We start from the raw sequence: 25,127 nt of genomic DNA on the forward strand, positions 1-25,127 counted from the left end.
CTAGTGAAGGAGTCACAAGTCGCTAAGTTAACCGTTGCCAACTAGTGAAGATGCGACAAGTTGTTAAAAGCGGAGTTACCAACTAGTGGAGATGCGACAAGTTGCTAAGCGAGCTATTGCCAACTAGTGGAGATGTCACAAGTCGCTAAGGGGGCTATTGCCAACTAGTGGAGATGTCACAAGTCGCTAAGGGAGCCGTTGCCAACTAGTGAAGGTGCAACAAGTTGCTAAGCGAGCCGTTACCAACTAGTGGCGGTACCACAAGTCGCTAAGCGAACCGTTGCCAACTGGTTAAGATACCACAAGTTGGTAAGAAGTAAAAAATACATTCAATCTGTAAGTGTTTAAGTTTAAATTTTAATAAATAGCATTTTGCTTAGCAAATAGCGTCGGAATAAGTAACCGAAACCGACGCTAAGCTCAAATAGCGTCGGAATGGGCGATCGAAACCGACGCAAAACACGAATAGCGTCGGAATGCGCGATCGAAACCGATGCTAAAGCCGAATAGCGTCGGAATAGGCGATCGAAACCGACGCAAAACTCAAATAGCGTCGGAATGAGTAACCGAAACCGATGCAAAAGCCGAATAACGTCGGAATGAGTAATCGAAACCGACGCAAAAGCAGAATAACATCGGAATGCGCAATCGAAACCGACGCAAATCTCGAATAGCGTCGGAATGAGTAACCGAAACCGACGCAAGAGCCGAATAGCGTCGGAATGCGCGATCAAAACCGACGCAAAAGCCTAATAACGTCGGAATGAGCAATCGAAACCGACGCGATACTGCCTCATCATGTATCTCTCGCTGTACCTTTTCAACAATACATCCTAACCGAACAACCACCTATTACTCAAACCCGATCACCAACCAAGCGTACCTCAACTAAATGTAAACTAAATATGTATTTTGGTTAACAACTATGATATAATCATTTCATGATTTTTTAGGAGGCAAGATTTATGAAGACAAAACATTTAGTGTACGTAGCGCTAATGGCAGCAATTATCGCTGTATTAGGACTCGTTCCTCCGATTCCGCTACCATTTGTGCCAGTACCCATCGTCTTACAAAATATCGGTATTTACTTAGCCGGTATCATCTTAGGCATGGCACTCGGACCATTAAGCGTGCTAATTTTCCTATTACTTGTAATCGTCGGCGTACCTCTACTACCAGGCGGCCGAGGGTCAATTGGTATTTTATTCGGCCCAAGTGCAGGCTTCATCATAATGTATCCGATTGTGGCTTTTCTAATAGGTTACTTTAGAGAAAAGGTCATTAAGAAAGTTGACTTCAAACGCGTCTTTATCATCACATTAACGTTCGGTGTATTATTACTAGATATTGTCGGATGTATCGTGATGGGCATTGTGACGAACCTACCTGTCGATAAAACGGTTTTAGCTTGCTTATCGTTCTTACCTGGTGATATTGTGAAAGCAATCGTAGCAACCATTATCGGTGTCGCTTTACATAAGAATCCACAGTTTCAAAAACTTATGGCGCGTGACTAAGAAGGGGTGATTAAGATGGATGGTATTCACATGTCGCACATCAACATTAATAGTTTAGAACACATCCATAACGACCGTTATACCATTCATCGTAATCGCGAGTTTCCGGCATCATTCGATACCAATAAATGGATTTATCATGTGATGCCAGATTTCAAGCAATTACAAGCTGATATACGTGACCAACGTGAGATGCATATATCTTATGGCGCGCACCATGTCTGCATGATGTTTCCAGAGAACATCGCGCCATCTCAAGCGCTGCAAGCTAAACTCCATCAACTTGGCTTTGAGGTCGGTGTACTCGAATTATATGCCATTGAAGCTTCTGAGCTTTCTCTCTTTGAAAAGCTACCGCAAGTCTCTGTCGCGATTGTTGACCGCGAAAATTTAGATGCGTATCTCGAAATATTTGATACGTTCTCAGCGCCTTACGGTCAAAGCTTTATGGAAGAAGCGCGACAAAATCTGATTGATGGCTTTGATACACAGCCTGAAACATGTTTACTTGCGTATTATGAAGGTAACCCAGTAGGCATTATGAATGTCATTATTTCAGATGAAGTAGTTGAAATAGATGGGTTCGGTGTCATTGAGGCGTATCGCAACCGAGGTATCGGTCGAACGATGCAACAATTTGTTGGAGAGCTAGCTCAAGAAAGACCGATCATACTCGTAGCTGACGGTGAAGATACCGCTAAAGATATGTACATACAACAAGGTTATGTATATCAAGGCTTTCAATATCAAATCGTTAAGGAATATGATTAAGCGAAGCTATTCACCACAATTTCTTAATTTAAAAAACGTACGATGGCTCTCGTAAAGCCACCGTACGTTATTTTATTTATCTTACGATTTCGTTTGTATGCGTTCGGGATGACTGTAAATATTAAAATGATCATCACGAATGAAACCAATTGCGGTAATGTTTAAATCTTGAGCTAGCTTAATAGCTAAGTTAGTAGGTGCGGATTTCGATAGAATCATACCTACGCCAATTTTGGCTGCTTTAATTAAAATTTCAGAAGAAATACGCCCGCTAAATAATAACAGCTTATCTCTAACAGGAATACGTGCCTCAATACAATAACCAAATAATTTATCTAAAGCGTTATGACGGCCGATATCAGAACGATGTATGAAGAAGTCTGCACCATCACTAATCGCTGCATTATGAAGGCCACCTGTAGCCTGGTAAATCTTACTTTGGTCTTGAAGTTGTTGCATCATTTCTATAATCTTTTCAGGCGCTACAGTAAATTGTGCTTGAGACGTCTTCGCTATGTTCATATCCGTTTGAAAGTAAAACTCACGACTTTTACCACAACAAGATGCAATCATACGTTTCGTAGATTGCTTTTTTAAATGGTCGATATCAATATTAAGTGTCACACGTCCAAAGCCCTTGCTATCATCGATTTGGATTTCTTTGATATCTTTTTGACGATGAATAACACCTTCTGATGCTAGGAAACCGATTATAAGCTCACGTAAATGATTAGGACTACATAACACGGTTGCGAATTCTTCTTTATTCACCACAATTGTTAGCGGGAATTCTGTTACGTAATAATCATTGGTTTCGATCAGTGAACCATTTTTATAACGAATGATTGGTTGATTTGTTTTTAAATCTTTATCCATCGCAACTAACCCTTTCAAAGTAACTTATATTTATATTATACCTTTAAATCTTTGAATGAAAATGTTTTGATTAAAGCGTTCTAACTACTTTATACTTATAATAAGTAACATATGAACTGATTTAAGTTAAAGATATAAGGATAGATGAACTTTATGACGATTCAAATGACAGATTTAGTAGCACAATTTGAACAACGATTTAAACGAGACGCTAGGATAGGTGGCTTTTCACCGGGGAGAGTGAATCTGATTGGTGAGCACATTGATTACAATGGTGGCCATGTATTTCCGGTGGCGATTGATATCGGGACGTATGGTGTCGCAGCGCCAAGGATGGACCGTACTGTTCGTGTTTATTCTAATAATATGAAAGATTGTGGCGTGATTACATTTGATTTAGAGGACCTTTCATATAAGGATGCGGATCATTATGCCAACTATATTAAGGGGATGCTTCTTTATTTAAAAGAGGTTGCACCTCAGCTGGACCACGGCTTTGATCTATTAATCGAAGGTAATTTACCTTATGGCGCGAGTCTCTCTTCATCAGCCTCTTTAGAAATGTTAGTAGGCAGACTGATGATCGAGATGTTTCAGATTGAGATGCCGCTTATGGACTTGGTTCAAATAGGGAAGCGTGTAGAGAATGCGTATATCGGTGTCAACTCAGGCATCATGGATCAATTTATAATTGCTTTCGGAAAGGCCTCTACAGCATTCTTACTTGATACGCATACGCTTAAATACGACGAAATCAAGACGCACTTTGAACCGTATCAACTCGTGATTATGAATACTAATAAAAGTCGTGAATTAAAGACGTCTAAATATAACGAACGTCGCAGTGAATGTGAGGAAGCGCTCAAGCAATTACAATCCGAATGCGATATCAACGCGTTATGTGAGTTAGATGTCGCAACGTTCGAACAGCATCAACACATGATTAAAGATGATGTATTACGTAGACGTGCGCGACATGCTGTTCTTGAAAATGACCGTACGCGACAGGTATGCGAAGCCTTAAATCAAGGGGATTATGAAACCTATGGACAACTACTTAATGCGTCACACGCGTCTTTAAAATCAGATTTCGAAGTGACGGGCATTGAACTTGATACGCTAGCTGAAGCCGCCCAGCAACAACAAGGGTGTATCGGTGCGCGTATGACTGGCGGTGGGTTCGTAGGTTGTGCAATCGCTTTTGTGCATCACGATCATATTGAGACATTTAAGGAAGCGGTTACGACGGTTTACACTAATAAAATTGGCTATCCGCCATCGTTCTACGTTGTGAATGTGTCAGATGGTGCTAAAATAATTGAGATATCTTAAATTGGAGTGATTGAAATGGCAATGCTTGTTGCCGGAGGTGCAGGTTATATCGGAAGTCATGCCGTTCGCATGCTTATTGATGAAGGCTATGACGTTGTCGTAGTAGACAATTTAGAAACAGGTCACAAAGACGCGATTCATCCTAAAGCAACGTTCTATGAAGGAGACGTTCGTGATCGCGCGTTTTTAGAACAGGTCTTTTCAAAAGAGGGCATCTCATGTGTCTTTCATTTCTGCGCCTATTCTTTAGTAGGGGAATCGACTGAAAAGCCCTTAGCGTATTTCAATAATAATGTCTATGGTTTAATGTCGTTATTAGAAGTGATGCATGCACATGGTGTTGATAAACTTATCTTCTCATCAACAGCCGCAGTGTACGGTGAGCCAGCGCACATTCCGATTCAAGAAGATGACCAGAAAGCGCCGACGAATCCTTATGGTGAGAGTAAATGGATGATGGAGAAAATCATGTCATGGTGTGAAGCAACGTACAATATAAAATATGTGGCGCTTCGTTATTTCAACGTTGCGGGGGCGATACATGATGGCTCAATTGGTGAGGACCATCATCCTGAAACGCACCTGATACCAATTGTGTTACAAGTTGCACTTCATCAGCGCGAACATATCACAATCTTTGGTGATGATTATGATACGGAAGATGGTACCTGTATTCGAGATTATTTACACGTTGAAGATCTCATTGAGGCGCATATCAATGCATATCATTACTTAGAAGCGGGTCATCCAAGTGATGTCTTTAATTTAGGTACGAGTCATGGCTTTTCAGTGAAGGAAATTATTGAAGCAAGTCGACGTGTAACAGGTCAGCCTATTAAAGCGGAACTCGGTGAAAGACGTGCAGGTGATCCAAGTAAGCTTGTCGCAAATAGTCAGAAGGCGGCGACGCACCTTAACTTTAAGCCGAAGCATGATCACATAGACGCTATCATTAAATCGGCCTGGAACTGGCACAAAAACCATCCAAATGGTTATGAAGACGCATAATTAAAGGAGACATGAATAATGACGGAACCAACACATATCGTGCAGTTATTTAGAAACCGTGTGATCGAACAGGGGGCTTATGCTGCAGAGGATGCGTACTATTTAGATAATCGCATCTTACATATTTTAAAAGCGGATGACTTTGATTCAATCTCAATTTCCTTTAAAAGTCATGATAAAACGATACATCTTGTTCAAGCCATGATCCAAAATATGATTGAACGTGATCAACTGGATGATAGTCATTCTGACCGTGCTCAAATTGAAGCAGCACTTATGGACTTACTAACGCCCGCGCCATCACAAGTGAATCAAGAATTCTACAAACGTTATCAAGAATCACCAGAAGCGGCAACATCGTATTTCTATCAATTGTGCCATGAGAATCACTATATTCAAGAAGAAACGATTCAACGCAACATCGAATATACGGTAGATAGTGAGTACGGTGAACTTGAGATTACGATCAATTTATCGAAGCCTGAAAAGGACGCGAAGCAAATCGCATCGATGAAGCATGAACCTGAAACGAACTATCCAAAGTGCGCCTTATGCTTTGAGAACGAAGGCTATTATGGCACGAATTTAAAAGCAGCCCGTTCCAACCATCGCATTATTCGTTTAAATTTAAACGGTGACACTTGGGGCTTCCAATATTCACCATACGCTTACTTCAGAGAACATAGTATTGTCTTATCTGAAACGCATCGTCCTATGGAAATTAATAAGCGTACGTTCCAGAATCTGATGTCATTTATAGAGCAATTTCCTCATTATACAATTGGTTCTAACGCAGATATACCAATTGTTGGAGGTTCGATATTAACGCATAACCATTATCAAGCAGGTCATCATACCTTCCCTATGGCAAAAGCCAAAACGCGTTACGAAACGTCATTTGATAAATACCCTGGGGTTAAGCTGAGTGTAGTAGATTGGCCGATGTCCGTCATCCGTTTATCAGCCAAGGATAAAGAGATACTCATTGAAGCTTGTGATAATGTTCGAGATAAGTGGAACCATTATTCAGATGAAAGCGTTGAAATCAAGGCCTTTAGTGATTCAGGAGAGCGCCACCATACCGTGACACCGATTGCGCGATTTAACGGCGACTTATATGAAATGGACCTTGTGTTACGCGATAATCAAACGTCTGAAGCCTATCCAGATGGGATGTATCATCCGCATCCTGATGTGCAACATATTAAGAAGGAGAACATCGGCTTAATCGAAGTCATGGGTACTGCCATTTTACCTGGAAGACTTAAAGATGAGTTACAAGCTGTAAAAGCCTTTTTATTAGACCAAGCTGATGACGTACTTGATATTCATCGCGCTTGGGCTACGTGGATGAAGACGCATTATACCATTTCGGAAGATAATGTCGATCAGATTATTAAAGATGAAGTCGGCCGAAAGTTTAAGCGGGTCTTACAAGACTGCGGTGTGTTCAAACGTGATACGAAAGGCGAAAAAGCATTTGAAGCATTCATTCAACACGTTTTACATCAATAAGAAGACTTTTTCAGGTTGCTTTTCAAAAAGGTGTATAATAGGATTGATTGTTAAATGAAAGGGGAAGCTGTGATGAAACGTCTACTTGGCATCATCATGATGATGGTTGTGGTTCTAGCAGGTTGTACGCAAAGTAAAGATAGCCAGTCGTCACTTCAAATTTCAGCTGCCGCGAGTTTAAGTGATGTTTCAAAGGAACTTAAGACAGCTTTTAATAAAGAACACCCAGACATCAAAGTCGACTTTAATTATGGTGGTTCAGGCGCATTACGTAAGCAAATTGAAACTGGAGCGCCAGTAGATGTCTTTATGTCAGCGAATCAGAAAGACGTTACGGCTTTAAAAGACAAGGATAAAGTTTCGAAGACGTATAACTATGCCAGAAATGAATTAGCCTTAATTACGCATAAGGATGCGGATATCAAGCAGATTTCGGACTTGGATAAAGACGACCGATTCGCAATAGGTGAAGTGAATACAGTTCCTGCTGGTAAGTATGCGAAGTCGTATTTAGAGGAGCATCAGCTATACGACCGTTACGAATCGAACTATGTATTTGCGAAAGATGTCCGCCAAGTATTGAACTATGTAAAGCGTGGTAACGCGCAGTTAGGTATTGTTTATGAGACGGATTTATATCAAGACGGCAAAGCCATTCAAGACGTCAAGAAGTTAGAGAACTTGCCAATTAAACGAGATATCGTATACCAAGCAGGCATCGTGTCAGATAAAACGGCATCAGAAAAGTGGTTGACGTTTCTTAAATCAGATGAAGCTAAACGCATATTTAAAAAGTATCATTTTAACGTATAGGAGTTTAATACATGACTGACTTCACACCCTTTCTAATCTCATTAAAGGTAGCGCTAATAAGCACCTTAATCGTGTTCGTTTTAGGCATTGCAGTGGCTAGATGGTTATATCGTAAGAAAGGCGTCTTTGCGCGCATTATTGAGAGCTTTCTTATCTTACCACTCGTATTACCGCCGACTGTACTTGGTTACATCTTGCTTATCGTTTTTAGTGAGCAAGGGCCGCTTGGTTCCATTTTAAAAGGCACCTTTCATATTTCCGTCGTATTTAGCGTCGTAGGAGCCGTATTAGCTTCTGTCATCGTGAGTTTCCCTTTAATGTACCAACAAACAGTCCAAGGGTTTCGTTCCATTGATGAAAAGATGTTAAATACCGCGAGAACAATGGGCGCGAGTGAGTCAAAAATATTCTTTAAACTCATGTTGCCGCTTGAAAAAAGAGCGATTATCGCAGGCGTCATGTTAGCTTTCGCGCGTGCTATCGGAGAATTTGGTGCTACGTTAATGGTAGCGGGATATCTTCCAGGTGTCACAAATACGTTACCCCTTGAAGTGTACTTCTTAGTGGAACAAGGACGTGAAAATCAAGCGTGGCTCTATGTGCTTATACTCGTCGCATTTTCGATTTCTGTCGTCGGCACACTTAATGTCTTAAATAAAGATCGTTTTCGAGAGGAGAATTAGATGCTTGAAATTAAAATTTTAAAACACATTCATCAACATCCTATCTCTATTGAAATCGAAGACGATAAACCACATATTTATGCCCTTCAAGGTAAGTCAGGCGTCGGTAAGACAACGATATTAAATATCATCGCTGGTCTGAAACGAGGGGAATCAACGTTTATAAAAATAAACGACCAATTGGTCGAAGACTCAAAAACAGGTCATGCGACGAAAATTCAAGATAGAGGGATCGGTTATCTCTTTCAAGATTATCAACTCTTTCCTCATTTAACCGTGAGACAAAATTTAACGTTCATGACGCCGATGTCAGATCACATAGAAACACTCATTCAAAAACTTAAGATCGGTCACCTTTTAAAAAATTATCCGAATACGTTATCAGGCGGCGAAAAGCAACGCGTGAGTTTAGCGCGTGCTTTAAGTACTAAGCCTAATCTACTATTACTCGATGAACCTTTTTCAAGCTTAGATGATGAAAGTCGTGAAGAGGGGATTCAATTGATACAAGAGATTTATCGCTCTTGGCAGATACCGATTATATTTGTGACGCATTCATCTTATGAAGCGGAGCGACTTGCGGATCATATTATACGGATAGAATGAACGAGGAAATTCGTAATTAAAATTAATTAATTTAGTATTAGGAATATTTATTATTAATTTCCTTTAACAGCATGCTTTCCTGTAAAGCCCAACTCAAACTTCAGTTTGTTAGTTGGACTTACAAAGTAGCAATGCTACTTTGTACCACGCATAAGCCCCGGCTTCCTTAGCTTGTTAATTTGCTTACGCATAAAGCTCAACCCGAATCTCCAATTCGTTGGTTGAACTTACAAAGAAGCATGAGCTTCTTTGTTCTTTAATATATGCCGGGGACCCCACCCCTAGGAGTCAGCTGTTTGGAAATTAATAAACTTTAATATAAATTTTAATCCTAGCTTCCAGAATCGTTTTTCTAAATTATGGTGGTCTAAGTCTGATTCCGTTCAAGAAAATTCAAGTATAAGAGCATTAGCCTAATCTAAGAACGCGTATATTATTACGCTTAATGTGAACGAGGTTATGAACTGAGTTGAATATGGAATATAAAAAAGCTATGAGTTTAGGGCGTTACCCTAGCTCATAGCTTTTGTGCGTTTATTTCGTTTTATGTTCTGTTGGAATTGGATAATGTTTAAATATTTCGCCTGTTTTAATCGCGTCGGATAGGTTGCCGAGCCAATTAAAGTAATCTTTCGACGACTCTAATTGATCATAAATATGCTTAGCCTCTTTTAAAGTCTCGTCATCCGTATTTTTATCGGACATCACGTCATCTAAAATACCTAATGCTTCCTCTATGGCCATCATATTAATCTTAGTTTCACGTTCCCATTTTTGTGAAAAGAAATTTGTAAAAAAGTTAAAGAAATCCTTTTCAGCGACGAAGTGTTGTTTACGGCTGCCACGTGTAAATTGTTGCTTAACGATTTCAAATTCTTGTAATTTCTTAACGCCTGCAGACATACTTGGTTTACTCATTTGTAGTTGTTCACGCATTTCATCAAGTGTCATACTATCCTCAAATAACATTGTACCGTAAAGGTTCCCAACACTACGGTTGATGCCATATAAATCCATTGTTTCACCGATTGAATTAATGAAAATGTCTTTAGCGTGGTTTAATTGGTCTTGATTAGTTTTTGATTCTGCCACCTAGAACACCTCCTATGCACGTTTAGTATAACACTTTGTTAAGTAAAAATCTTACGTATTTAACAAAAATTACAATATTAACCATTTCCTTTTCTTATAACATATTAAAACATGGATGACATATCGATGTGGCTTTTCATAAAAGAAATTTAAATATTGAGTGGTGTGCTGAAGAAGCTTATAATGAAAGTAAAGACGGTTAGAGAGGGTATTTTCAATTGAATCAATCAAGATACTCAAGACAAGTTTTATTTAAAGCAATCAATCAAGAAGGTCAAGCGCGTATTATGTCTAAAAGTGTCGCAATTATCGGAATGGGTGCACTTGGTACGCACGTGGCTGAAGGCCTTACGAGATCTGGCGTTAAGCGTATTGTCATGGTAGATCGCGACTATATCGAAACTTCAAATCTACAACGACAAACCTTGTTTACAGAAGAACAAGCATCTAATGGCATACCTAAAGTGGTAGCGGCTAAGGAGAAACTTACCGAAATTAGACATGATATTGAAATCGAAGCTTTTATCGAGCACGCGACGCCTAGCTTCCTTGAAAAGCACTTACAAAAAGTTGATCTTATTATAGATGCTACGGATAATTTTGATACGCGACTAATGATTAATGATTTCGCATATAAACATCGTATCCCTTGGATCTACGGCGGTGTCGTTCAAAGTACGTACGTTGAAGCGGCCTTTATACCAGGTGAGACACCGTGCTTTAACTGTATGTTACCGAATATACCGGCTATTAGTTTAACGTGTGACACAGTTGGTGTTATTGCGCCAGCAGTTACGATGACGACGAGTTTTCAACTGCGTGATGCGTTGAAGATTCTGGCTGGCGTGCCTTTTCAAGCGAAGTTAACGTTCGGAGATATATGGGACATGACGCATCAAGTGATTGGATTTAGTCGCATGCAAGAAACATCATGTCCGACGTGTGGCACAGAGCCAAGCTATCCGCATCTTAAAGAAGCGAAACACCATTACGCTACGTTATGTGGTCGTGATACCGTGCAATATCATAATCCTCAATTATCAGTGGATACGTTAGTGGGTTATCTCGAGGATAAAGGGATACAGTATCACACGAATGGTTATTTAGTTCGCTTTAAATTTGAATCATACCGTATCGTTTGTTTCCAAGACGGACGTATGTTAATTCATGGATTAACAGATCCGAACAACGCACAGACACTGATTCATAAATTATTTGGCTAAGGAGACGTTTATGCATACAAATGTGAAGTTAGATAGACCTGTTAAATGTGCAGTATTGACAGTTTCAGATACAAGAACGAAAGAGACTGATAAGGGTGGTCAAACAGTCATTGAATTATTGAACACGAAAGATGTTACGATTGAACCACAACATTATCATATTGTTAAAGATGAGAAAGAAGCGATTCAAGCTCAGATTCAAACTTGGCTAGATGAGGACATTGATGTGATTATTACGACAGGTGGTACAGGCATCGCACAACGAGATGTGACGATTGAGTCTGTAACACCTTTCTTTGATAAAGAAATAGAAGGTTTCGGAGAACTATTTAGATATTTAAGCTATACCGTAGATGTCGGTACACGTGCATTGTTGTCTCGTGCTGTAGCAGGTACAGTCGGACATAAGCTTATATTATCATTACCGGGTTCAACTGGTGCAGTGAAATTAGCATTAAATAAGCTCATACTCCAAGAACTTGAACATCTTGTGCATGAGCTTAATAAATGATTAGCGCTGGTAGTCGCCTGACTTACCGCCAGATTTTTGTAAGAGGTAGGTTTCGCCAATGACCATCCCTTTATCTACGGCCTTACACATATCATAAATGGTAAGTGCGGTAGCAGAAGCAGCAGTTAATGCTTCCATTTCAACACCCGTTTTACCTGTGGTCTTTACAGTAGCTTGGATGTTTAGAACGTAATCTTGTTCTGTATCCCATTCATATGATATATCGATACCTGTTAGAGGTAATGGGTGACACATTGGGATGATCTGAGATGTATTTTTAGCGGCCATAATACCTGAAATTTGAGCGGTATTAAGCACGTTACCTTTTTTATTTGTATTATCAACGATTTGATTATAAATGGTTTCATTAACGCGAATGCTTGAAGCTGCAACAGCAGTACGTTTTGTGATGGTCTTTTCAGAGACATCAACCATTTGAGCATGACCTTGTTGGTTTATATGTGTGAATTCAGACACGTTAAGCCCTCCTTTTTGGAATCATTATAGCATATCCTAATAACCTGATTGGAGTGAATGCCATGCCAGTAGAAAAAAGAATGCCGATTTCTGTAACAGAAGCGGTAGAGCGTGTAGTATCATCTACTGAGGAATTAACTAAAACGGAAGTCGACATTTATGATAGTTACGGTCATATTCTATCTGAAGATATTGTCGCAACATACGATATACCTAGATTTGATAAGTCACCATATGATGGTTATGCGATTCGTAGTAAAGATTCGCTTGAAGCAAGTGGTGACAACCGTGTGGCTTTTAAAGTAATCGACCACATCGGAGCAGGAAGCGTGTCGTCTAAGTCGCTCGGTGAATCTGAAGCGATTCGAATTATGACGGGTGCTAAAATTCCTGATGGCGTGGATGCCGTTGTCATGTTAGAACAAACTGTAGAGACTGAGACAGGTTTTACCTTACGAAAAGCCTTCGACGAAAACGAAAATATTTCACGTAAAGGTGAAGAAACACAAACGGGCGATATCGTCTTAAAGAAAGGGCAGTTTATTAATGCGGGTGCTATAGGCGTACTTGCGACATATGGGTATCGTTCGGTACCAGTTTACAAACGTCCATCCATCGCAATTATCGCTACGGGTAGTGAGTTGCTAGACATTGATGATGAATTAGAAGATGGTAAGATCCGTAATTCTAACGGACCTATGATTCACGCTTTAGCGCACAAGCTTAACATCGAAGCTAAAGTTTATAAAATTCAGGAAGATCATTTCGAAGCTTGTTTAGAGGTTGTTAAAGAAGCGCACGCATCTCATGATATCGTGATTACGACAGGTGGCGTTTCGGTAGGTGACTTTGACTATTTACCGAAGATTTATAAAGCAATGGATGCGGACGTACTATTTAATAAGGTTCAAATGCGTCCTGGTAGTGTGACTACCGTCGCTAAAGCAGGCAATAAACTTTTATTTGGGTTATCTGGAAATCCATCAGCTTGCTATACGGGATTTGAATTATTCGTTAAACCAGGCATTTACCGTATGATGGGTGCTAACGAAGTTTATCCTCAAGTGGTTGAAGCAACTTTAATGGAAGACTTTAAGAAAGCTAATCCATTTACACGTTTCGTACGTGCACATGTGACATTAACGAAGCATGAGGCTACCGTTAAACCTTCAGGATTTAATAAATCTGGCGCCGTTGTAGCGATTGCACATAGTAACTGCATGATGGTATTGCCAGGTGGCACACGCGGTTATCACCAGGGAAATAAAGTTCATGTCATCTTAACCGATTCGACAAGCTATGAAGAAGCGTTTAGATTATGATTCTACAAATTGTTGGCTATAAAAACTCAGGTAAGACGACACTTGTTGAACATAGCGTCAAGCTTTTAAAAGCACAAGGCTATCGTGTTGTTACGGTGAAACACCATGGTCATGAAGGTGACGATATTTCACTCGAACAAGGCGTCGATCATATGAAACATTTTGAAGCAGGTGCTGATCAAAGCATCGTTCAAGGGCATCAAGTTCAACAAACTGTCACAAGAACGGATAACACTGATTTAGAGGCAATTATCGCAAATTCAATTACAATTGCATATGATATAGTAATTGTAGAAGGTTTTAAAAAAGCATCATATGATAAAGTTATACTTTATAATAATAACGATTCATATTATAATCTTAGTCAATTAAGTCATGTCGTATATGAATTAAATACTGAAAGTCAATTATCTTTTAAAGATTATGATGCATGGTTATTAGATTGGGTGAAGGGATGAATTGAATGAAGCAATTTGAAGTTGTTGAAGCACCGATTCAAACAGAGCCATATCGTGACTTCGTTTTGAACGAACACCAAGGTGCCGTAGTCGTATTTACAGGCCACGTGAGAGAATGGACGAAAGGTGTTAAGACGGAATATCTAGAATATGAAGGTTACATTCCGATGGCTGAGAAGAAATTGAAACAAATTGGTGATGAAATCAGCGATAGGTGGCCAGGTACCATTACAGCAATTGTACATCGTATTGGCCCATTACAGATTTCAGATATCGCTGTACTTATTAGCGTATCTTCGCCGCATCGTAAAGATGCTTATCAAGCTAATGAATATGCGATTGAACGTATCAAAGAAATTGTGCCGATTTGGAAAAGGGAAATTTGGGAAGATGGCGAAGAATGGCAAGGCCATACAAAAGGTACGTATCAAGATGCGAAAGAGGGGAGCGAATAATTATGGAAATTTTATATTTTGCTGAAATCAAAGACGTATTAAATCGTCGCAAAGATGAATTTCACTTTGATTATGAAATCACGGTTTCATACCTAAGAGAGTATTTATATAAAACGTATCCGAATATTCAAGGTAAAGAATTCCAAATAGCTGTTAATGAAGAATTCGTTAAACCAACTGACATTATAAAACCTAACGATGTGGTTGCATTAATTCCACCCGTTAGTGGAGGTTAAAGAAAGATATGAAAGCAATAATTTTAGCAGGTGGTCAGTCATCACGCTTTGGCGCACCGAAAGCTTTTGCAGAAATTAAAGGCGAAACTTTTTATAAGAGCATCATTCATACGCTTGAAGATACAAACATGTTTAATGAAATTATCATCAGTACGAATGAACATCTAAAGGATCAATTTGAACATGATGCAATTGTAGTGGATGATGAACAACATAAAGACAAAGGGCCGCTTGCTGGTATGTATAGTGCGATGAAGGCTTATCCAGATGAGGAATTGTACTTCGTTGTGTCAGTGGATACACCACTCATCACAAAAAAAGCGATAAGTCAGTTATATCAATTTATGGTTCAACATCTCATTGAGGACCGACTGGATATCGCAGGGTTCCAAGAAGATGGCCGTAATATTCCAACAATGGCGTTTTACAAGCCGACTGTATTACCAGTTATTGAACAAGCACTTTTATCAAATGATTTAAGTGTGAAGAACGTGTATAAAGATGTGCGTACGGAGTGGCTGAGCGTTCATTCAATTGACAGTGCGCTACCATGGTATCAGAATATTAATTACCAAAAGGACTTAGAGCGTCTTAAAGCACACTTAACTTAAAGGGGGGTAGATAGAATGGCGTCACAACAAATTACAGATAAATTAGGTCGCCCGATTAGAGACTTAAGAATTTCTGTTACGGATCGATGTAATTTTAGATGTGATTACTGTATGCCAAAGGAAATCTTTGGTGATGATTTCGTCTTTCTACCTAAGAATGAACTGTTAACGTTTGAAGAAATGATACGAATTGCGCGCATTTATGCCAAAGTTGGTGTAGAGAAGATTCGTATTACAGGCGGAGAACCGTTACTACGTCGAGATCTTGATCAATTGATTAAAGGTTTAACTGAAATAGATGGTATCAATGATATTGGCTTAACGACGAATGGTTTACTTTTAAAGAAGCATGGTCAGAAACTTTATGACGCAGGCTTACGTCGTATTAATGTTAGTCTAGATGCGATTGAAGATGAAGTTTTCCAAGCAATCAATAACCGTAACATTAAAGCCTCAACAATTCTCGATCAAATCGATTATGCCGTTTCGATTGGCTTTAAAGTTAAAGTAAATGTTGTCGTTCAAAAGGGCGTCAACGACCATCAAATTTTACCTATGGTTGAATACTTTAAGCACACGGATGTCACAATTCGTTTTATCGAGTTTATGGATGTCGGTAACGATAACGGTTGGGACTTCAGTAAAGTTGTATCTAAAGACGAGATGCTGAATATGATCGAACAAGAATTCGATATTACACCTGTTCCGCCGAAATACTTTGGTGAAGTAGCCAAATACTATCAACATAACGACACAGGTGCTAAGTTTGGTTTAATTACAAGCGTATCAGATTCATTCTGTTCAACTTGTACAAGAGCACGCATCTCCTCAGACGGTAAATTCTACGGTTGTTTATTTAGCGAAGTAGACGGCTTCGACTTGAAAAGCCCTCTAAGAGCAGGCATTTCAGATGAAGGTTTACTTGAAGAGATAAAATCGTTATGGTTTAAGCGTGATAATCGTTATTCTGACGAGCGTACAGAGCAAACGGTTAAAAACCGTAAACGTAAAAAAATAAATATGAATTATATTGGTGGTTAAATCCCTAGAAATGATATTGTTTCTTTTGAGACGATATCATTTTTTTTAAATATTCTATTAAAATTTCGAGAAAAATGTTATATAATATAAAAAAAGTAAAATACTACTTTTTCTACACAACTTAGAATCAACAAGGAGGGTACACATTATGTGTAACAAAATTAGTAAGTATATTGAATCAGAACGTCTACTTAGCCAACTCAAGCACGGACTCAAAGCGAATTTTCAAATTACGATTGAAGAATTTATTGTACTTTACAAAATTCATGAATCTACACGTATTAGTGGTAAAACACTTCGTGACACGTTACATTTCGAAATGCTTTGGGATACAAGTAAGATTGATGTACTCATCAGAAAGATTTATAAGAAAGAACTGATATCTAAAATTAGATGTGAAACAGATTAGCGCCAAGTTTATTACTACTTCAATGCGAAGCAGAAAAAAGCTATGGACCGCTTGTTCATGAACATTGAGCAAACTGCTGTTTAATTCACGCTAAATTATCTGAATTTTTAAACTATTTAACTATAATAAAGGGACCTAAGACATAATAATACAATTCTCTTAAACAGCATGCTTTCCTGGGGCATGGCCGGAGCCTGTAGTCTCCGGTCTCATGCTATTCCCCTAGGAGTCAGCTGTTTTGAGAATTGCTTGTAATAAAGCGTTAATGCTTTATTTCACGACTTATGTCTAAGGTCTCTTATTTTATGATTGCTTTGCAGTTTTACGTCCGTGTAGGAAGTAATAAAGTACCATCGTTATAATAGCTAAAATACCGAGATAAAAATACATCATGCCATAGCCTGTTTGGTTCGTAAAAAATCCAAGAACATATGGCCCAAAGCCAATGCCGATATCTAAACCAATGAAATAGGTTGAGGTAGCAAGCCCCATTTTCATAGGGGAAACGGATTTCACAGCAGCAGCTTGGAAGATGGATGATAAATTACCATAACCAATACCCACAAGTGCACCTGCTAATAATAGCATGAAGCTAGAGTGAGACATTGATAAAACAAATAAACTAATGATAAAGAAGATAAACGATGGATAAGCAACAACGTTATCACTCTTCTGATCCATAAGTCGACCAACTATAGGTCTTGCGAATAATGATGTTAGCGCATAGAACATGAAGAAATACTGTGAAGCGGTTACTAAGTCACGTTCTTCTGCAAAGAATTGTAAAAAGGATAGTATCGCGGCATAACCAACGCCTATTAACATCATTAAGAATGCGACTGGTATCGCTTCTTTTGCTATGAATTGATTCAATCGAATTTGTTTATCTGCTTGAGTTAAAGGTGTTGTTTCGAAATGGTGATGAATAAAGCATGCTAAGACGAAACTAATCATACATAACATGATACAGAGTATAAATAAAAATTGTATTGGATAAATTTGAGATAGCAGTAAGCCGAAGAATGGGCCTATAGCTGCACCTAAAACTAAGCTTAAACTAAATAAACTGATGCTTTCACTTTTTCTTGAATCAGGTGCAATAAATGCAGCCAATGAACCAGTTGCTGTTGTAGCAACGCCTGTAGCAATACCATTAACGATACGCGTTAGCATTAAAATCCATATTGAATGATCTATAAAATAAAAAAACTGCGTTATTGTTAATAAAATAAGTCCAATGAGAAGAATTTTCTTAGGACCTAGACTATTAACAAAACGACCAGTTATAAATCGTCCGATTAAAGAACCTACTATAAATAATCCGGATACTAATCCAGCTAAACTGTCTGAGGCATTAAAGTGGTTTGACGCATAGCTAGCTACGATTACTATCAGTAGGTACATGCATAAGTAAACGAGAAAGTTTATTGCAAAGTTTATAATGAAATTTTTACTCCAAATTGTCTCTCTCTTTGAAGTAATAGTCATTTAGAGTCCTCCTTTAAGTTCCTGATATAGTTTGTCTAAAACAGATACCACCGTTTCTAATTCACCGTCTTTACATTTAGATTTTGAGATGAGTTCAGCTTGAACCGTCGCAATTTGATTTTTAACCTCATGATGTACATGTTGACCTTCAGACGTAAGTGAAAGCAACTTCTTACGTTTATCTTCTCCAGGAGTCATACATACATAATCTTTTTCAATTAATGCCTTTAAAATTTTACGCGTAGTGGGCTTTTCAATGAAGCGACGTTTTGAAATGTCGACAAGCGTCGTTTGGTCGTGCTGACCAATATCTTTAAGGACTAACCACTGTCCTGTGTGTAGGTCATAATGCTCTAGAATTGGTGTGACATATTTAATATAGGGTCTATAAAGACGTGTGAAATTATCAAATACTTGTGTGTAATCCATCATTTACCTCCAGAGAAATTAGTTAGCTTTACTAACTATTACTTATCGTATTTTAAACCTCTTGAGCACGAGAAGCAACCTTGAAAATAATTTTTAAGTTGAGCACATCATCTGTTGGGGTTACAAAACACTTTTTGATATGATTGAGGTATTAAAAAGGGGGCGCCTTTATGTCACACATACAGTTTGATCATGTGATTCATCACATTGAGAACCTAGACAATTTTAATTACCCAGGTGATATTTTAGCTTTAACAAAAGGTGGTAAGCACCAAAATCTAGGTACTTATAATGTGTTGTCACATATCGACTTGAGATATATAGAGTATTTAGATGTATATAATATGAAGAAATTAAAAGAAGTTTCTAAGACGGAAGAACAAAAGCACTCATTTGCAGCAACACTTGTTCATGAGTCATTCTCTCAAGGGTTTAAACGACTCTGTTTTAGAACGGATGATATAGAGCAGTTAAAGGAAGAAATGTTAGCTGAAGGTTTAATTGTTACAGGGCCTTTAGAGATGTCTCGTGTAAGTAACAAAGGGCAAAAGATTACGTGGAAACTGCTTTACATAAATGATAAAAACTTTAATTCTAAGTTGCCGTTCTTTATTCAATGGGATCAGCCTGAGTCTGAGCGCCAAGCACTCTTAGAAGATAAGTTTCAAGAACATCTATCAATAAGTGCGATTAAAATAGAATCGCCAGAGCGGGATAAAATTGTTAAGAATTGGCAAAAATGGTTCAAGATGACCTTTATCAGCGAGAATGATGATGTGTCGGTATTGGAAACGGCAGATGGCATCCAATTTGAGATCACCGACGCAAAGGTTCATAAGATCACAACCGTTGTCTTAAAAGATAAAAATATAGAAGCACCATTTCTCATTCGTGTTCGAGCTGGAAATTACCGATTTGAGCCTTACAATTCTTAATTTTTAATCATTTTAAGACTAAATAAATGTTATAATGTTAATCGTTACGAAAATAAATAAAATGTTGTTAGAATATAAGAGGAAAGCTGATTTAAATATACTTTAAAAATTATTATTTTATAAGAGTTTTAACTGAATATTTATAATCGCCTTATATTGCGTCTTTGTACGCTCAAATATATAGATATATTAACAATATTTAATTGTGTAGCCAGTAAAGTAACTGAGGGCTTTTAAAGAATGAAAACATGTAACATGTTTCGTTCCTAATCATTAGGTGTTTAATCACTGCAACCACCTATGCCCGAAATTCAAATATGTGAGTGAAAAGGAGTTAAGATTGATGGAAAAGATGAATATTACAAATGAACAACACGATGCATTTGTTAAAAATCATCCCAATGGTGACCTATTACAGCTTACTAAATGGGCTGAAACGAAGCGGTTAACTGGATGGTATTCCCGTCGAGTAGCTGTTGGTCGTAAAGGGGAAATTACTGGTGTTGCACAAATGCTTTTCAAAAAGATTCCCAAACTTCCATTTACGTTGTGTTACATATCGAGAGGATTCGTCACGGATTACAGTGATAAAGAATCTCTAGAAGCTTTACTTAAGTATACGCGTGTGATTGCTAAGAAAGAAAAAGCGTATGCAATCAAAATTGATCCTGATGTGGAAGTTGATAAGGGACAAGAAGCATTAAGCAACCTTAAGAACTTAGGTTTCAGACATAAAGGCTTTAAAGAAGGTTTATCTAAAGATTACATTCAACCGCGTATGACGATGATTACGAATATTGACCAATCTGATGATGACTTAATTAAAAGCTTTGAGCGTCGTAACCGTTCTAAGGTTCGTCTAAGTTTAAGGCGTGGTACGAAGGTGATTCGTGCTGAGCGTAAAGACTTACCTATTTTTGCGAACCTCATGAAAATTACTGGGGAACGTGATGGCTTCTTAACAAGAGATGTTTCTTACTTTGAAACGATTTATGATGCACTTCATCCTGATGGCGATGCAGAGCTTTTCCTAGTGAAATTAGAGCCTAAACCTGTGTTGAAAGATTTAAATCAAGATAAGGATAAAATGCTTAAGGATAAAGTGAAACTTCAAGATAAGAAGCAAGATAAAAAGACGTTGAATAAAATTAAAGACGTTGATCAAAAATTAGGTAAAACGAACGAACTGATTGAAGAGATGGAAGCACTTGAGAAGAAACATCCTGAAGGTATCTTCTTATCGGGTGCGCTACTCATGTTCTCAGGTCGTAAGTCATATTATTTATATGGTGCATCTTCAAATGATTACCGTGAGTTCCTACCAAACCACCATATGCAATTTCACATGATGCAGTACGCACGTAGTAAAGGTGCAACGTCGTATGACTTTGGTGGTACGGATAATAATCCGGATAAAGACTCAGACCACTACGGTTTATGGGCATTTAAAAAGACGTGGGGCACTTATTTAAGTGAGAAAATCGGTGAATTTGATTATGTATTAAATCCATCACTATATGCACTTATTGAAAAAGTGAAGCCGAAGCTTACGAATGCTAAGATCAAAGTTTCAAGAAGATTGAAGAAAAAATAATACGTAGTTGTAATGTTTCGCTTCAAGAGCGTCTCATTACAACTTTTTGTATACATATATCGTGTGCTTGTATTAAGTAAATAGGAGGAAATTTAATGGTCCGAAAAATGATAAGGTTCTCACTTTCCAATAAATTCGCTTTAATACTCATGGCATTATTAATCTTATTGGGCGGTGTTTACTCAAGTTTAAAGCTTAGAATGGAAATGCTTCCAGATACAGAACCACCTGTATTAACGGTTCAAACTAAAATGCCAGGTGCCACACCTGACACAGTTAGTGAAGAAGTCAGCGATAAGATGGATGACGCGATAAAAGGCATGTCGGATGTCAAAAGTGTAAAGTCAGAGTCCTTAGAAAACGCCTCGGTCATAACAGTTGAATACAAAAAAGGCGTAGATTTAGACAATGTTGAATCTAAACTCAAGAAAGAAGTAGAGAAGTTAAGTTTTAGAGAAGGTGTGGAAGAGCCAGAAATAACACGCTTCAACATGAATTCACTCCCAGTATTAGTACACTCCTTTACGAACAAAGAAGGCGACCTCAAGAAAGTTTCTAAAACAATCGAAGAAGAGTTAGTTCCTAAATTAGAAACAGTCGACGGTGTTCAAAAAGCACAAGTCGATGGTCAAACTTCTAAGCAAGTTACATTAGAATTTGATAAAGATAAGTTAAATGAAGTAGGCTTAAATGAAAATCAAGTTGGTAATTACATTAAATCAATTAGTTCTAAAGCACCTCTTGGATTATATCAATTTGATGATAAAGAAAAATCAATCATAGTGGATGGTAGTTTTGACGATCCATCTGAGATTGAAAACTTAGAAATTCCAGTCGCGATGGCTAAGCAAATGCCATCTACAGCAACTGCTGGTGAAGGCGGCGCTGGAGGCGGCCAAGCCCCATCAGGCGGTAGCGGTGAAGCAAGTGCCCAAAAAGTTTCATTAAGTGAATTAGCTGAAGTTAACATCGGTGATGAACGTGATTCCATTTCTAAGACAAATGGTAAAGATGCGGTAAACGTACAAATCACAAAATCAGAAGATGCGAACACAGTTAAAGTTGCAAATAAAGTTAAAGATGAAATTAAGAAAATTGAAGATAAACATCCAGAGTTAAACTCTACAATCGTTCGAGATACAGCAAAACCAATTCAAGACTCACTTACAACGATGATTGAAAAAGCAATTCTTGGTTCTATCGTAGCGATTGTTGTTATCTTATTCTTCTTAAGAAATATTAGTACAACAGCAATATCAGTTGTATCGATTCCGTTATCAATCCTGATTGCATTAGTTGCATTGAAGTTATGCGATGTATCACTCAACATCCTGACACTCGGTGCCTTAACGATAGCAATCGGACGTGTTATCGATGACTCCATTGTTGTTATCGAAAACATATACAGGCGATTGTCCTCACCTACAGAGCGAATGAAGGGCGATAACCTCATTGTAGATGCTACTAAAGAAGTGTTTATACCAATCATGTCATCTACAATCGTTACAGTTGTCGTATTCTTACCTTTAATCTTCGTTTCTGGTCAAGTAGGTGAAATGTTCAAACCATTCGCACTTGCGATTGCATTCAGTTTATTAGCATCATTACTTGTGTCATTAACGGTAGTGCCTGCGTTAGGTTCATCATTCTTCAAGAATGGACTTGCGAAACGTGACCGCAATGAAAAGACACTTGGAAACCTTGGTAGAAAATATCAAGACTTCTTGAAAAAATGTTTAAACAACAAGAAACGCGTATTACTAATCAGTTTAGGATTACTCTTACTAAGTGCAGTCATCGGTGTCTTCGCAATTGGTACAAGTTACTTATCTGCAGGTGATAATAAAGTCCTAACATTATCTTATAAACCTAAACCAGGTGAACCTGAAGAAAAAGTACTTAAAAATGCAGAAGAAGCTCAGAAATTCTTGAACGATAAGAAACATGTAGAAAACGTTCAGTACTCAGTTGGTGCACCATCACCTAACGACCCAACTGGTCAAACAAATAATACAGCTTTATTAGTTGATTATGATAAGAAAACACCTGATTTCGAAAATGAGGCTCAAAGAGTCTTAGACGAAATTGAAAAATTTGATCATAATGGTACTTGGAAAAACCAAGACATGGGTGACGGTAATTCAACTAAATCATTAGAAGTTCAAGTAAGTGGTCCTTCAAGGGATGCAATCAAAGACACCGTAGATAAAGTTGAAAAGAAAGTTAAAGATGTTGAAGGCTTAGCAAACGTTAAATCAGATTTATCTGAAACATACGATCAATACAAAGTTAAAGTCGACCAAGAAAAAGCAGCTCAGTTCGGATTATCAGCTAATTCTATTGCAATGCAAATGAATGAAAATATTCCGGAACAAAAAGTTGCTAAAGTCGATGATGGCGGTAATAAGATTGACGTAAAGATTAAGAAATCTAAAGACACAGATTGGTCTGAAGAAAAACTTAACCAGACATCAATACCTTCACCTACAGGAAAAGATGTTACACTATCTCAAATCTCTGAACTTGAAAAAGCTCAGACACCAAGTAAGATTGTTAAAAATGACGGTGATTACGCAAGCACGATTTCAGCAGAAATTACTGAGAAAGACGTTGGTGGTGTAACGGGTGCTGCTAAGAAGAAAGTTGATGAGATTGAAACACCTAAAAATGTAGATATCTCACTAGGTGGTACAAACGAAGATATTAGCGATGCCTTTTCACAATTATTTGTCGCTATGGCAGCAGCAATTATTATCGTTTACCTTGTATTAGTACTCACGTTCAAAGGTGCATTAGCGCCATTCACAATTTTATTCTCATTACCATTCACAATAATTGGTGTGGTATTCGGCTTATTAATCTCAGGCGAAACGTTATCCGTAACAAGTATGATTGGTTTACTCATGTTAATCGGTATCGTTGTTACTAACGCCATCGTATTGGTAGATAGAATCATTAATAAAGAGCGTGAAGGCTTAAATCGTAGAGATGCGATTATCGAAGCAGCAGGTACACGTATTCGACCAATCTTAATGACAGCAATTGCTACGATTGGTGCTTTACTACCAATGTTATTTGGTGGAGATGGTTCAGTACTTATCTCTAAAAGTTTAGCAATTACAGTAATCGGTGGTTTATTATCATCTACATTACTAACACTTGTAGTAGTACCAGTTATTTATGAATTACTATTCTCATTAAAGAATAAGTACATGAAACAAGGTCCTAAAGTAGCAACTAGTGGTTCATACGATACACACAACCACGATGATTCAAACAACTATCGTCAAGCTTCAAACGGTAATCGTACGAAATCATCATTTACGGATAAACTTAATAATTGGAAAGACAATTATAAGAACCGTAAATCTGATAAAGATACACGTTCAGAACAACCTAGAACTAAACAAGATGAAGCGCCTAAAGAAACACCTAAAGATGAACCGACAGCTAAGAAACCTAAGACAAAATACTTCAATAAAGATCGATTTACACCGAACCATAAATCTGTAAAACGTGATGATGTTCCTGACAATGAACCTAAGAAGGCGGAACCTAAGACAGATAATCCAATCGTGGATAATCATGAGTCAACGCCTACAGAGTTCAAGAAACGTTCTCAACGTAAGCGTCGTCCTAAGAAACCTAAACGTCCTGTTTATGATGAGAACGGTAACATCAACAAACGTTCAGATAGAGGCAAGAAAAAATAGGTGCAAATA

At 38.1% G+C, this 25,127-nt stretch carries 24 protein-coding genes and 1 pseudogene; 20 read left to right on the forward strand and 5 right to left on the reverse strand.

Annotated elements, in window-relative coordinates:
* Nucleotides 1-965: 965 nt before the first annotated feature.
* The gene (locus ACF3N8_RS04610) at nt 966-1,520 is read left to right on the forward strand and encodes a biotin transporter BioY (RefSeq protein WP_009382840.1); all 555 of its coding nucleotides are present in this window, start codon (nt 966-968) and stop codon (nt 1,518-1,520) included.
* Between the two features lie 15 nt (nt 1,521-1,535).
* Entirely contained in the window at nt 1,536-2,291 is a 756-nt protein-coding gene (locus ACF3N8_RS04615; RefSeq protein WP_017176760.1) for a GNAT family N-acetyltransferase, read from the forward strand.
* Between the two features lie 81 nt (nt 2,292-2,372).
* Here the strand turns inward: ACF3N8_RS04615 and fdhD are convergent, their stop codons facing one another.
* Nucleotides 2,373-3,167, reverse strand: a complete 795-nt coding sequence (gene fdhD / locus ACF3N8_RS04620; RefSeq protein ID WP_009382838.1) for a formate dehydrogenase accessory sulfurtransferase FdhD — start codon at nt 3,165-3,167, stop codon at nt 2,373-2,375.
* Between the two features lie 153 nt (nt 3,168-3,320).
* Here fdhD and ACF3N8_RS04625 point away from each other — a divergent pair, with 153 nt between their 5' ends.
* The 6 genes from ACF3N8_RS04625 to ACF3N8_RS04650 are packed head-to-tail and all read left to right on the forward strand — an operon-like array spanning nt 3,321 to nt 9,124.
* Nucleotides 3,321-4,499, forward strand: a complete 1,179-nt coding sequence (locus tag ACF3N8_RS04625; protein ID WP_009382837.1) for a galactokinase — start codon at nt 3,321-3,323, stop codon at nt 4,497-4,499.
* 15 nt (nt 4,500-4,514) lie between these two features.
* Nucleotides 4,515-5,507, forward strand: a complete 993-nt coding sequence (gene galE, locus ACF3N8_RS04630; protein ID WP_009382835.1) for a UDP-glucose 4-epimerase GalE — start codon at nt 4,515-4,517, stop codon at nt 5,505-5,507.
* 18 nt (nt 5,508-5,525) lie between these two features.
* Nucleotides 5,526-7,022, forward strand: a complete 1,497-nt coding sequence (gene galT / locus ACF3N8_RS04635) for a UDP-glucose--hexose-1-phosphate uridylyltransferase (RefSeq protein WP_009382834.1) — start codon at nt 5,526-5,528, stop codon at nt 7,020-7,022.
* 54 nt (nt 7,023-7,076) lie between these two features.
* The gene (modA, locus tag ACF3N8_RS04640) at nt 7,077-7,835 is read left to right on the forward strand and encodes a molybdate ABC transporter substrate-binding protein (RefSeq protein ID WP_017176759.1); all 759 of its coding nucleotides are present in this window, start codon (nt 7,077-7,079) and stop codon (nt 7,833-7,835) included.
* Between the two features lie 11 nt (nt 7,836-7,846).
* Nucleotides 7,847-8,518: a molybdate ABC transporter permease subunit gene (gene modB / locus ACF3N8_RS04645; RefSeq protein ID WP_009382832.1), complete on the forward strand. Its 672-nt coding sequence runs from the start codon at nt 7,847-7,849 to the stop codon at nt 8,516-8,518.
* Nucleotides 8,519-9,124, forward strand: a complete 606-nt coding sequence (locus tag ACF3N8_RS04650) for an ATP-binding cassette domain-containing protein (RefSeq protein ID WP_009382831.1) — start codon at nt 8,519-8,521, stop codon at nt 9,122-9,124.
* A 534-nt stretch (nt 9,125-9,658) separates the two neighbouring features.
* Here the strand turns inward: ACF3N8_RS04650 and cudC are convergent.
* Complete coding sequence (gene cudC / locus ACF3N8_RS04655; RefSeq protein ID WP_009382830.1) at nt 9,659-10,216, reverse strand: choline uptake/conversion transcriptional regulator CudC; 558 nt, start codon at nt 10,214-10,216, stop codon at nt 9,659-9,661.
* Nucleotides 10,217-10,434: 218 nt separating this feature from the next.
* On the opposite strand from cudC, the gene ACF3N8_RS04660 reads away from it, so the two are divergent.
* Nucleotides 10,435-11,439 (forward strand): ThiF family adenylyltransferase, encoded by a 1,005-nt coding sequence (locus tag ACF3N8_RS04660; protein WP_009382828.1) that lies wholly within the window; start codon nt 10,435-10,437, stop codon nt 11,437-11,439.
* A gap of 10 nt (nt 11,440-11,449) precedes the next feature.
* Nucleotides 11,450-11,950, forward strand: a complete 501-nt coding sequence (locus ACF3N8_RS04665) for a molybdenum cofactor biosynthesis protein B (RefSeq protein WP_009382827.1) — start codon at nt 11,450-11,452, stop codon at nt 11,948-11,950.
* Here the strand turns inward: ACF3N8_RS04665 and moaC are convergent, their stop codons facing one another.
* A complete protein-coding gene (moaC, locus tag ACF3N8_RS04670) occupies nt 11,951-12,427 on the reverse strand; it encodes a cyclic pyranopterin monophosphate synthase MoaC (protein WP_009382826.1) in 477 nt (158 codons plus the stop codon). It abuts the gene before it with no gap.
* 62 nt (nt 12,428-12,489) lie between these two features.
* Between moaC and glp the strand changes: the two genes are divergently transcribed.
* The 7 genes and pseudogenes from glp (at nt 12,490) to ACF3N8_RS04705 (ending at nt 17,043) form a co-directional block, all read left to right on the forward strand.
* Nucleotides 12,490-13,749 (forward strand): gephyrin-like molybdotransferase Glp, encoded by a 1,260-nt coding sequence (gene glp, locus ACF3N8_RS04675; RefSeq protein WP_009382825.1) that lies wholly within the window; start codon nt 12,490-12,492, stop codon nt 13,747-13,749.
* Nucleotides 13,746-14,207, forward strand: a complete 462-nt coding sequence (gene mobB / locus ACF3N8_RS04680; RefSeq protein ID WP_009382824.1) for a molybdopterin-guanine dinucleotide biosynthesis protein B — start codon at nt 13,746-13,748, stop codon at nt 14,205-14,207. Before glp ends, mobB begins: the two co-directional genes overlap by 4 nt.
* 5 nt (nt 14,208-14,212) lie before the next feature.
* On the forward strand, nt 14,213-14,662 hold the full coding sequence (locus tag ACF3N8_RS04685; protein WP_009382823.1) for a molybdenum cofactor biosynthesis protein MoaE: 450 nt from the start codon (nt 14,213-14,215) through the stop codon (nt 14,660-14,662).
* Between the two features lie 2 nt (nt 14,663-14,664).
* A complete protein-coding gene (gene moaD / locus ACF3N8_RS04690) occupies nt 14,665-14,898 on the forward strand; it encodes a molybdopterin converting factor subunit 1 (protein WP_009382822.1) in 234 nt (77 codons plus the stop codon).
* An 8-nt stretch (nt 14,899-14,906) separates the two neighbouring features.
* A complete protein-coding gene (mobA, locus tag ACF3N8_RS04695) occupies nt 14,907-15,509 on the forward strand; it encodes a molybdenum cofactor guanylyltransferase MobA (protein ID WP_009382821.1) in 603 nt (200 codons plus the stop codon).
* 15 nt (nt 15,510-15,524) lie between these two features.
* On the forward strand, nt 15,525-16,550 hold the full coding sequence (gene moaA / locus ACF3N8_RS04700) for a GTP 3',8-cyclase MoaA (RefSeq protein ID WP_009382820.1): 1,026 nt from the start codon (nt 15,525-15,527) through the stop codon (nt 16,548-16,550).
* Nucleotides 16,551-16,698: 148 nt separating this feature from the next.
* Nucleotides 16,699-17,043, forward strand: a pseudogene (locus ACF3N8_RS04705) (MarR family transcriptional regulator).
* Between the two features lie 219 nt (nt 17,044-17,262).
* On the opposite strand, the gene ACF3N8_RS04710 reads toward ACF3N8_RS04705, so the two are convergent.
* Nucleotides 17,263-18,447 carry an MFS transporter gene (locus tag ACF3N8_RS04710; RefSeq protein WP_009382816.1) on the reverse strand — a complete coding sequence of 395 codons (1,185 nt, stop codon included), beginning with the start codon at nt 18,445-18,447 and terminating at the stop codon, nt 17,263-17,265.
* Entirely contained in the window at nt 18,448-18,876 is a 429-nt protein-coding gene (locus ACF3N8_RS04715) for a MarR family winged helix-turn-helix transcriptional regulator (RefSeq protein WP_009382814.1), read from the reverse strand.
* Nucleotides 18,877-19,046: 170 nt separating this feature from the next.
* Here ACF3N8_RS04715 and ACF3N8_RS04720 point away from each other — a divergent pair, with 170 nt between their 5' ends.
* From ACF3N8_RS04720 to ACF3N8_RS04730, 3 genes are all read left to right on the forward strand, one after another.
* Nucleotides 19,047-19,811, forward strand: a complete 765-nt coding sequence (locus tag ACF3N8_RS04720; protein WP_017176757.1) for a VOC family protein — start codon at nt 19,047-19,049, stop codon at nt 19,809-19,811.
* Nucleotides 19,812-20,154: 343 nt separating this feature from the next.
* On the forward strand, nt 20,155-21,405 hold the full coding sequence (locus ACF3N8_RS04725; RefSeq protein WP_009382811.1) for a lipid II:glycine glycyltransferase FemX: 1,251 nt from the start codon (nt 20,155-20,157) through the stop codon (nt 21,403-21,405).
* Between the two features lie 95 nt (nt 21,406-21,500).
* Nucleotides 21,501-25,118, forward strand: coding sequence for an efflux RND transporter permease subunit (locus ACF3N8_RS04730; RefSeq protein ID WP_017176756.1), 3,618 nt, complete (start codon nt 21,501-21,503; stop codon nt 25,116-25,118).
* The last annotated feature ends 9 nt before the right edge of the window (nt 25,119-25,127 follow it).

This window comes from Staphylococcus massiliensis (assembly GCF_043186315.1).
In the GTDB taxonomy this organism is placed as follows: Bacteria; Bacillota; Bacilli; order Staphylococcales; family Staphylococcaceae; genus Staphylococcus; species Staphylococcus massiliensis.

Excerpts from the sequence above, each read along its gene's own strand:
- ACF3N8_RS04610 (WP_009382840.1), top strand. The coding sequence starts at position 966 with ATGAAGACAAAACATTTAGTGTACGTAGCGCTAATGGCAGCAATTATC.
- ACF3N8_RS04615 (WP_017176760.1), top strand. The coding sequence starts at position 1,536 with ATGGATGGTATTCACATGTCGCACATCAACATTAATAGTTTAGAACAC.
- fdhD (WP_009382838.1), bottom strand. The coding sequence starts at position 3,167 with ATGGATAAAGATTTAAAAACAAATCAACCAATCATTCGTTATAAAAAT.
- ACF3N8_RS04625 (WP_009382837.1), top strand. The coding sequence starts at position 3,321 with ATGACGATTCAAATGACAGATTTAGTAGCACAATTTGAACAACGATTT.
- galE (WP_009382835.1), top strand. The coding sequence starts at position 4,515 with ATGGCAATGCTTGTTGCCGGAGGTGCAGGTTATATCGGAAGTCATGCC.
- galT (WP_009382834.1), top strand. The coding sequence starts at position 5,526 with ATGACGGAACCAACACATATCGTGCAGTTATTTAGAAACCGTGTGATC.
- modA (WP_017176759.1), top strand. The coding sequence starts at position 7,077 with ATGAAAGGGGAAGCTGTGATGAAACGTCTACTTGGCATCATCATGATG.
- modB (WP_009382832.1), top strand. The coding sequence starts at position 7,847 with ATGACTGACTTCACACCCTTTCTAATCTCATTAAAGGTAGCGCTAATA.
- ACF3N8_RS04650 (WP_009382831.1), top strand. The coding sequence starts at position 8,519 with ATGCTTGAAATTAAAATTTTAAAACACATTCATCAACATCCTATCTCT.
- ACF3N8_RS04665 (WP_009382827.1), top strand. The coding sequence starts at position 11,450 with ATGCATACAAATGTGAAGTTAGATAGACCTGTTAAATGTGCAGTATTG.
- glp (WP_009382825.1), top strand. The coding sequence starts at position 12,490 with ATGCCAGTAGAAAAAAGAATGCCGATTTCTGTAACAGAAGCGGTAGAG.
- mobB (WP_009382824.1), top strand. The coding sequence starts at position 13,746 with ATGATTCTACAAATTGTTGGCTATAAAAACTCAGGTAAGACGACACTT.
- ACF3N8_RS04685 (WP_009382823.1), top strand. The coding sequence starts at position 14,213 with ATGAAGCAATTTGAAGTTGTTGAAGCACCGATTCAAACAGAGCCATAT.
- moaD (WP_009382822.1), top strand. The coding sequence starts at position 14,665 with ATGGAAATTTTATATTTTGCTGAAATCAAAGACGTATTAAATCGTCGC.
- mobA (WP_009382821.1), top strand. The coding sequence starts at position 14,907 with ATGAAAGCAATAATTTTAGCAGGTGGTCAGTCATCACGCTTTGGCGCA.
- moaA (WP_009382820.1), top strand. The coding sequence starts at position 15,525 with ATGGCGTCACAACAAATTACAGATAAATTAGGTCGCCCGATTAGAGAC.
- ACF3N8_RS04710 (WP_009382816.1), bottom strand. The coding sequence starts at position 18,447 with ATGACTATTACTTCAAAGAGAGAGACAATTTGGAGTAAAAATTTCATT.
- ACF3N8_RS04715 (WP_009382814.1), bottom strand. The coding sequence starts at position 18,876 with ATGGATTACACACAAGTATTTGATAATTTCACACGTCTTTATAGACCC.
- ACF3N8_RS04720 (WP_017176757.1), top strand. The coding sequence starts at position 19,047 with ATGTCACACATACAGTTTGATCATGTGATTCATCACATTGAGAACCTA.
- ACF3N8_RS04725 (WP_009382811.1), top strand. The coding sequence starts at position 20,155 with ATGGAAAAGATGAATATTACAAATGAACAACACGATGCATTTGTTAAA.
- ACF3N8_RS04730 (WP_017176756.1), top strand. The coding sequence starts at position 21,501 with ATGGTCCGAAAAATGATAAGGTTCTCACTTTCCAATAAATTCGCTTTA.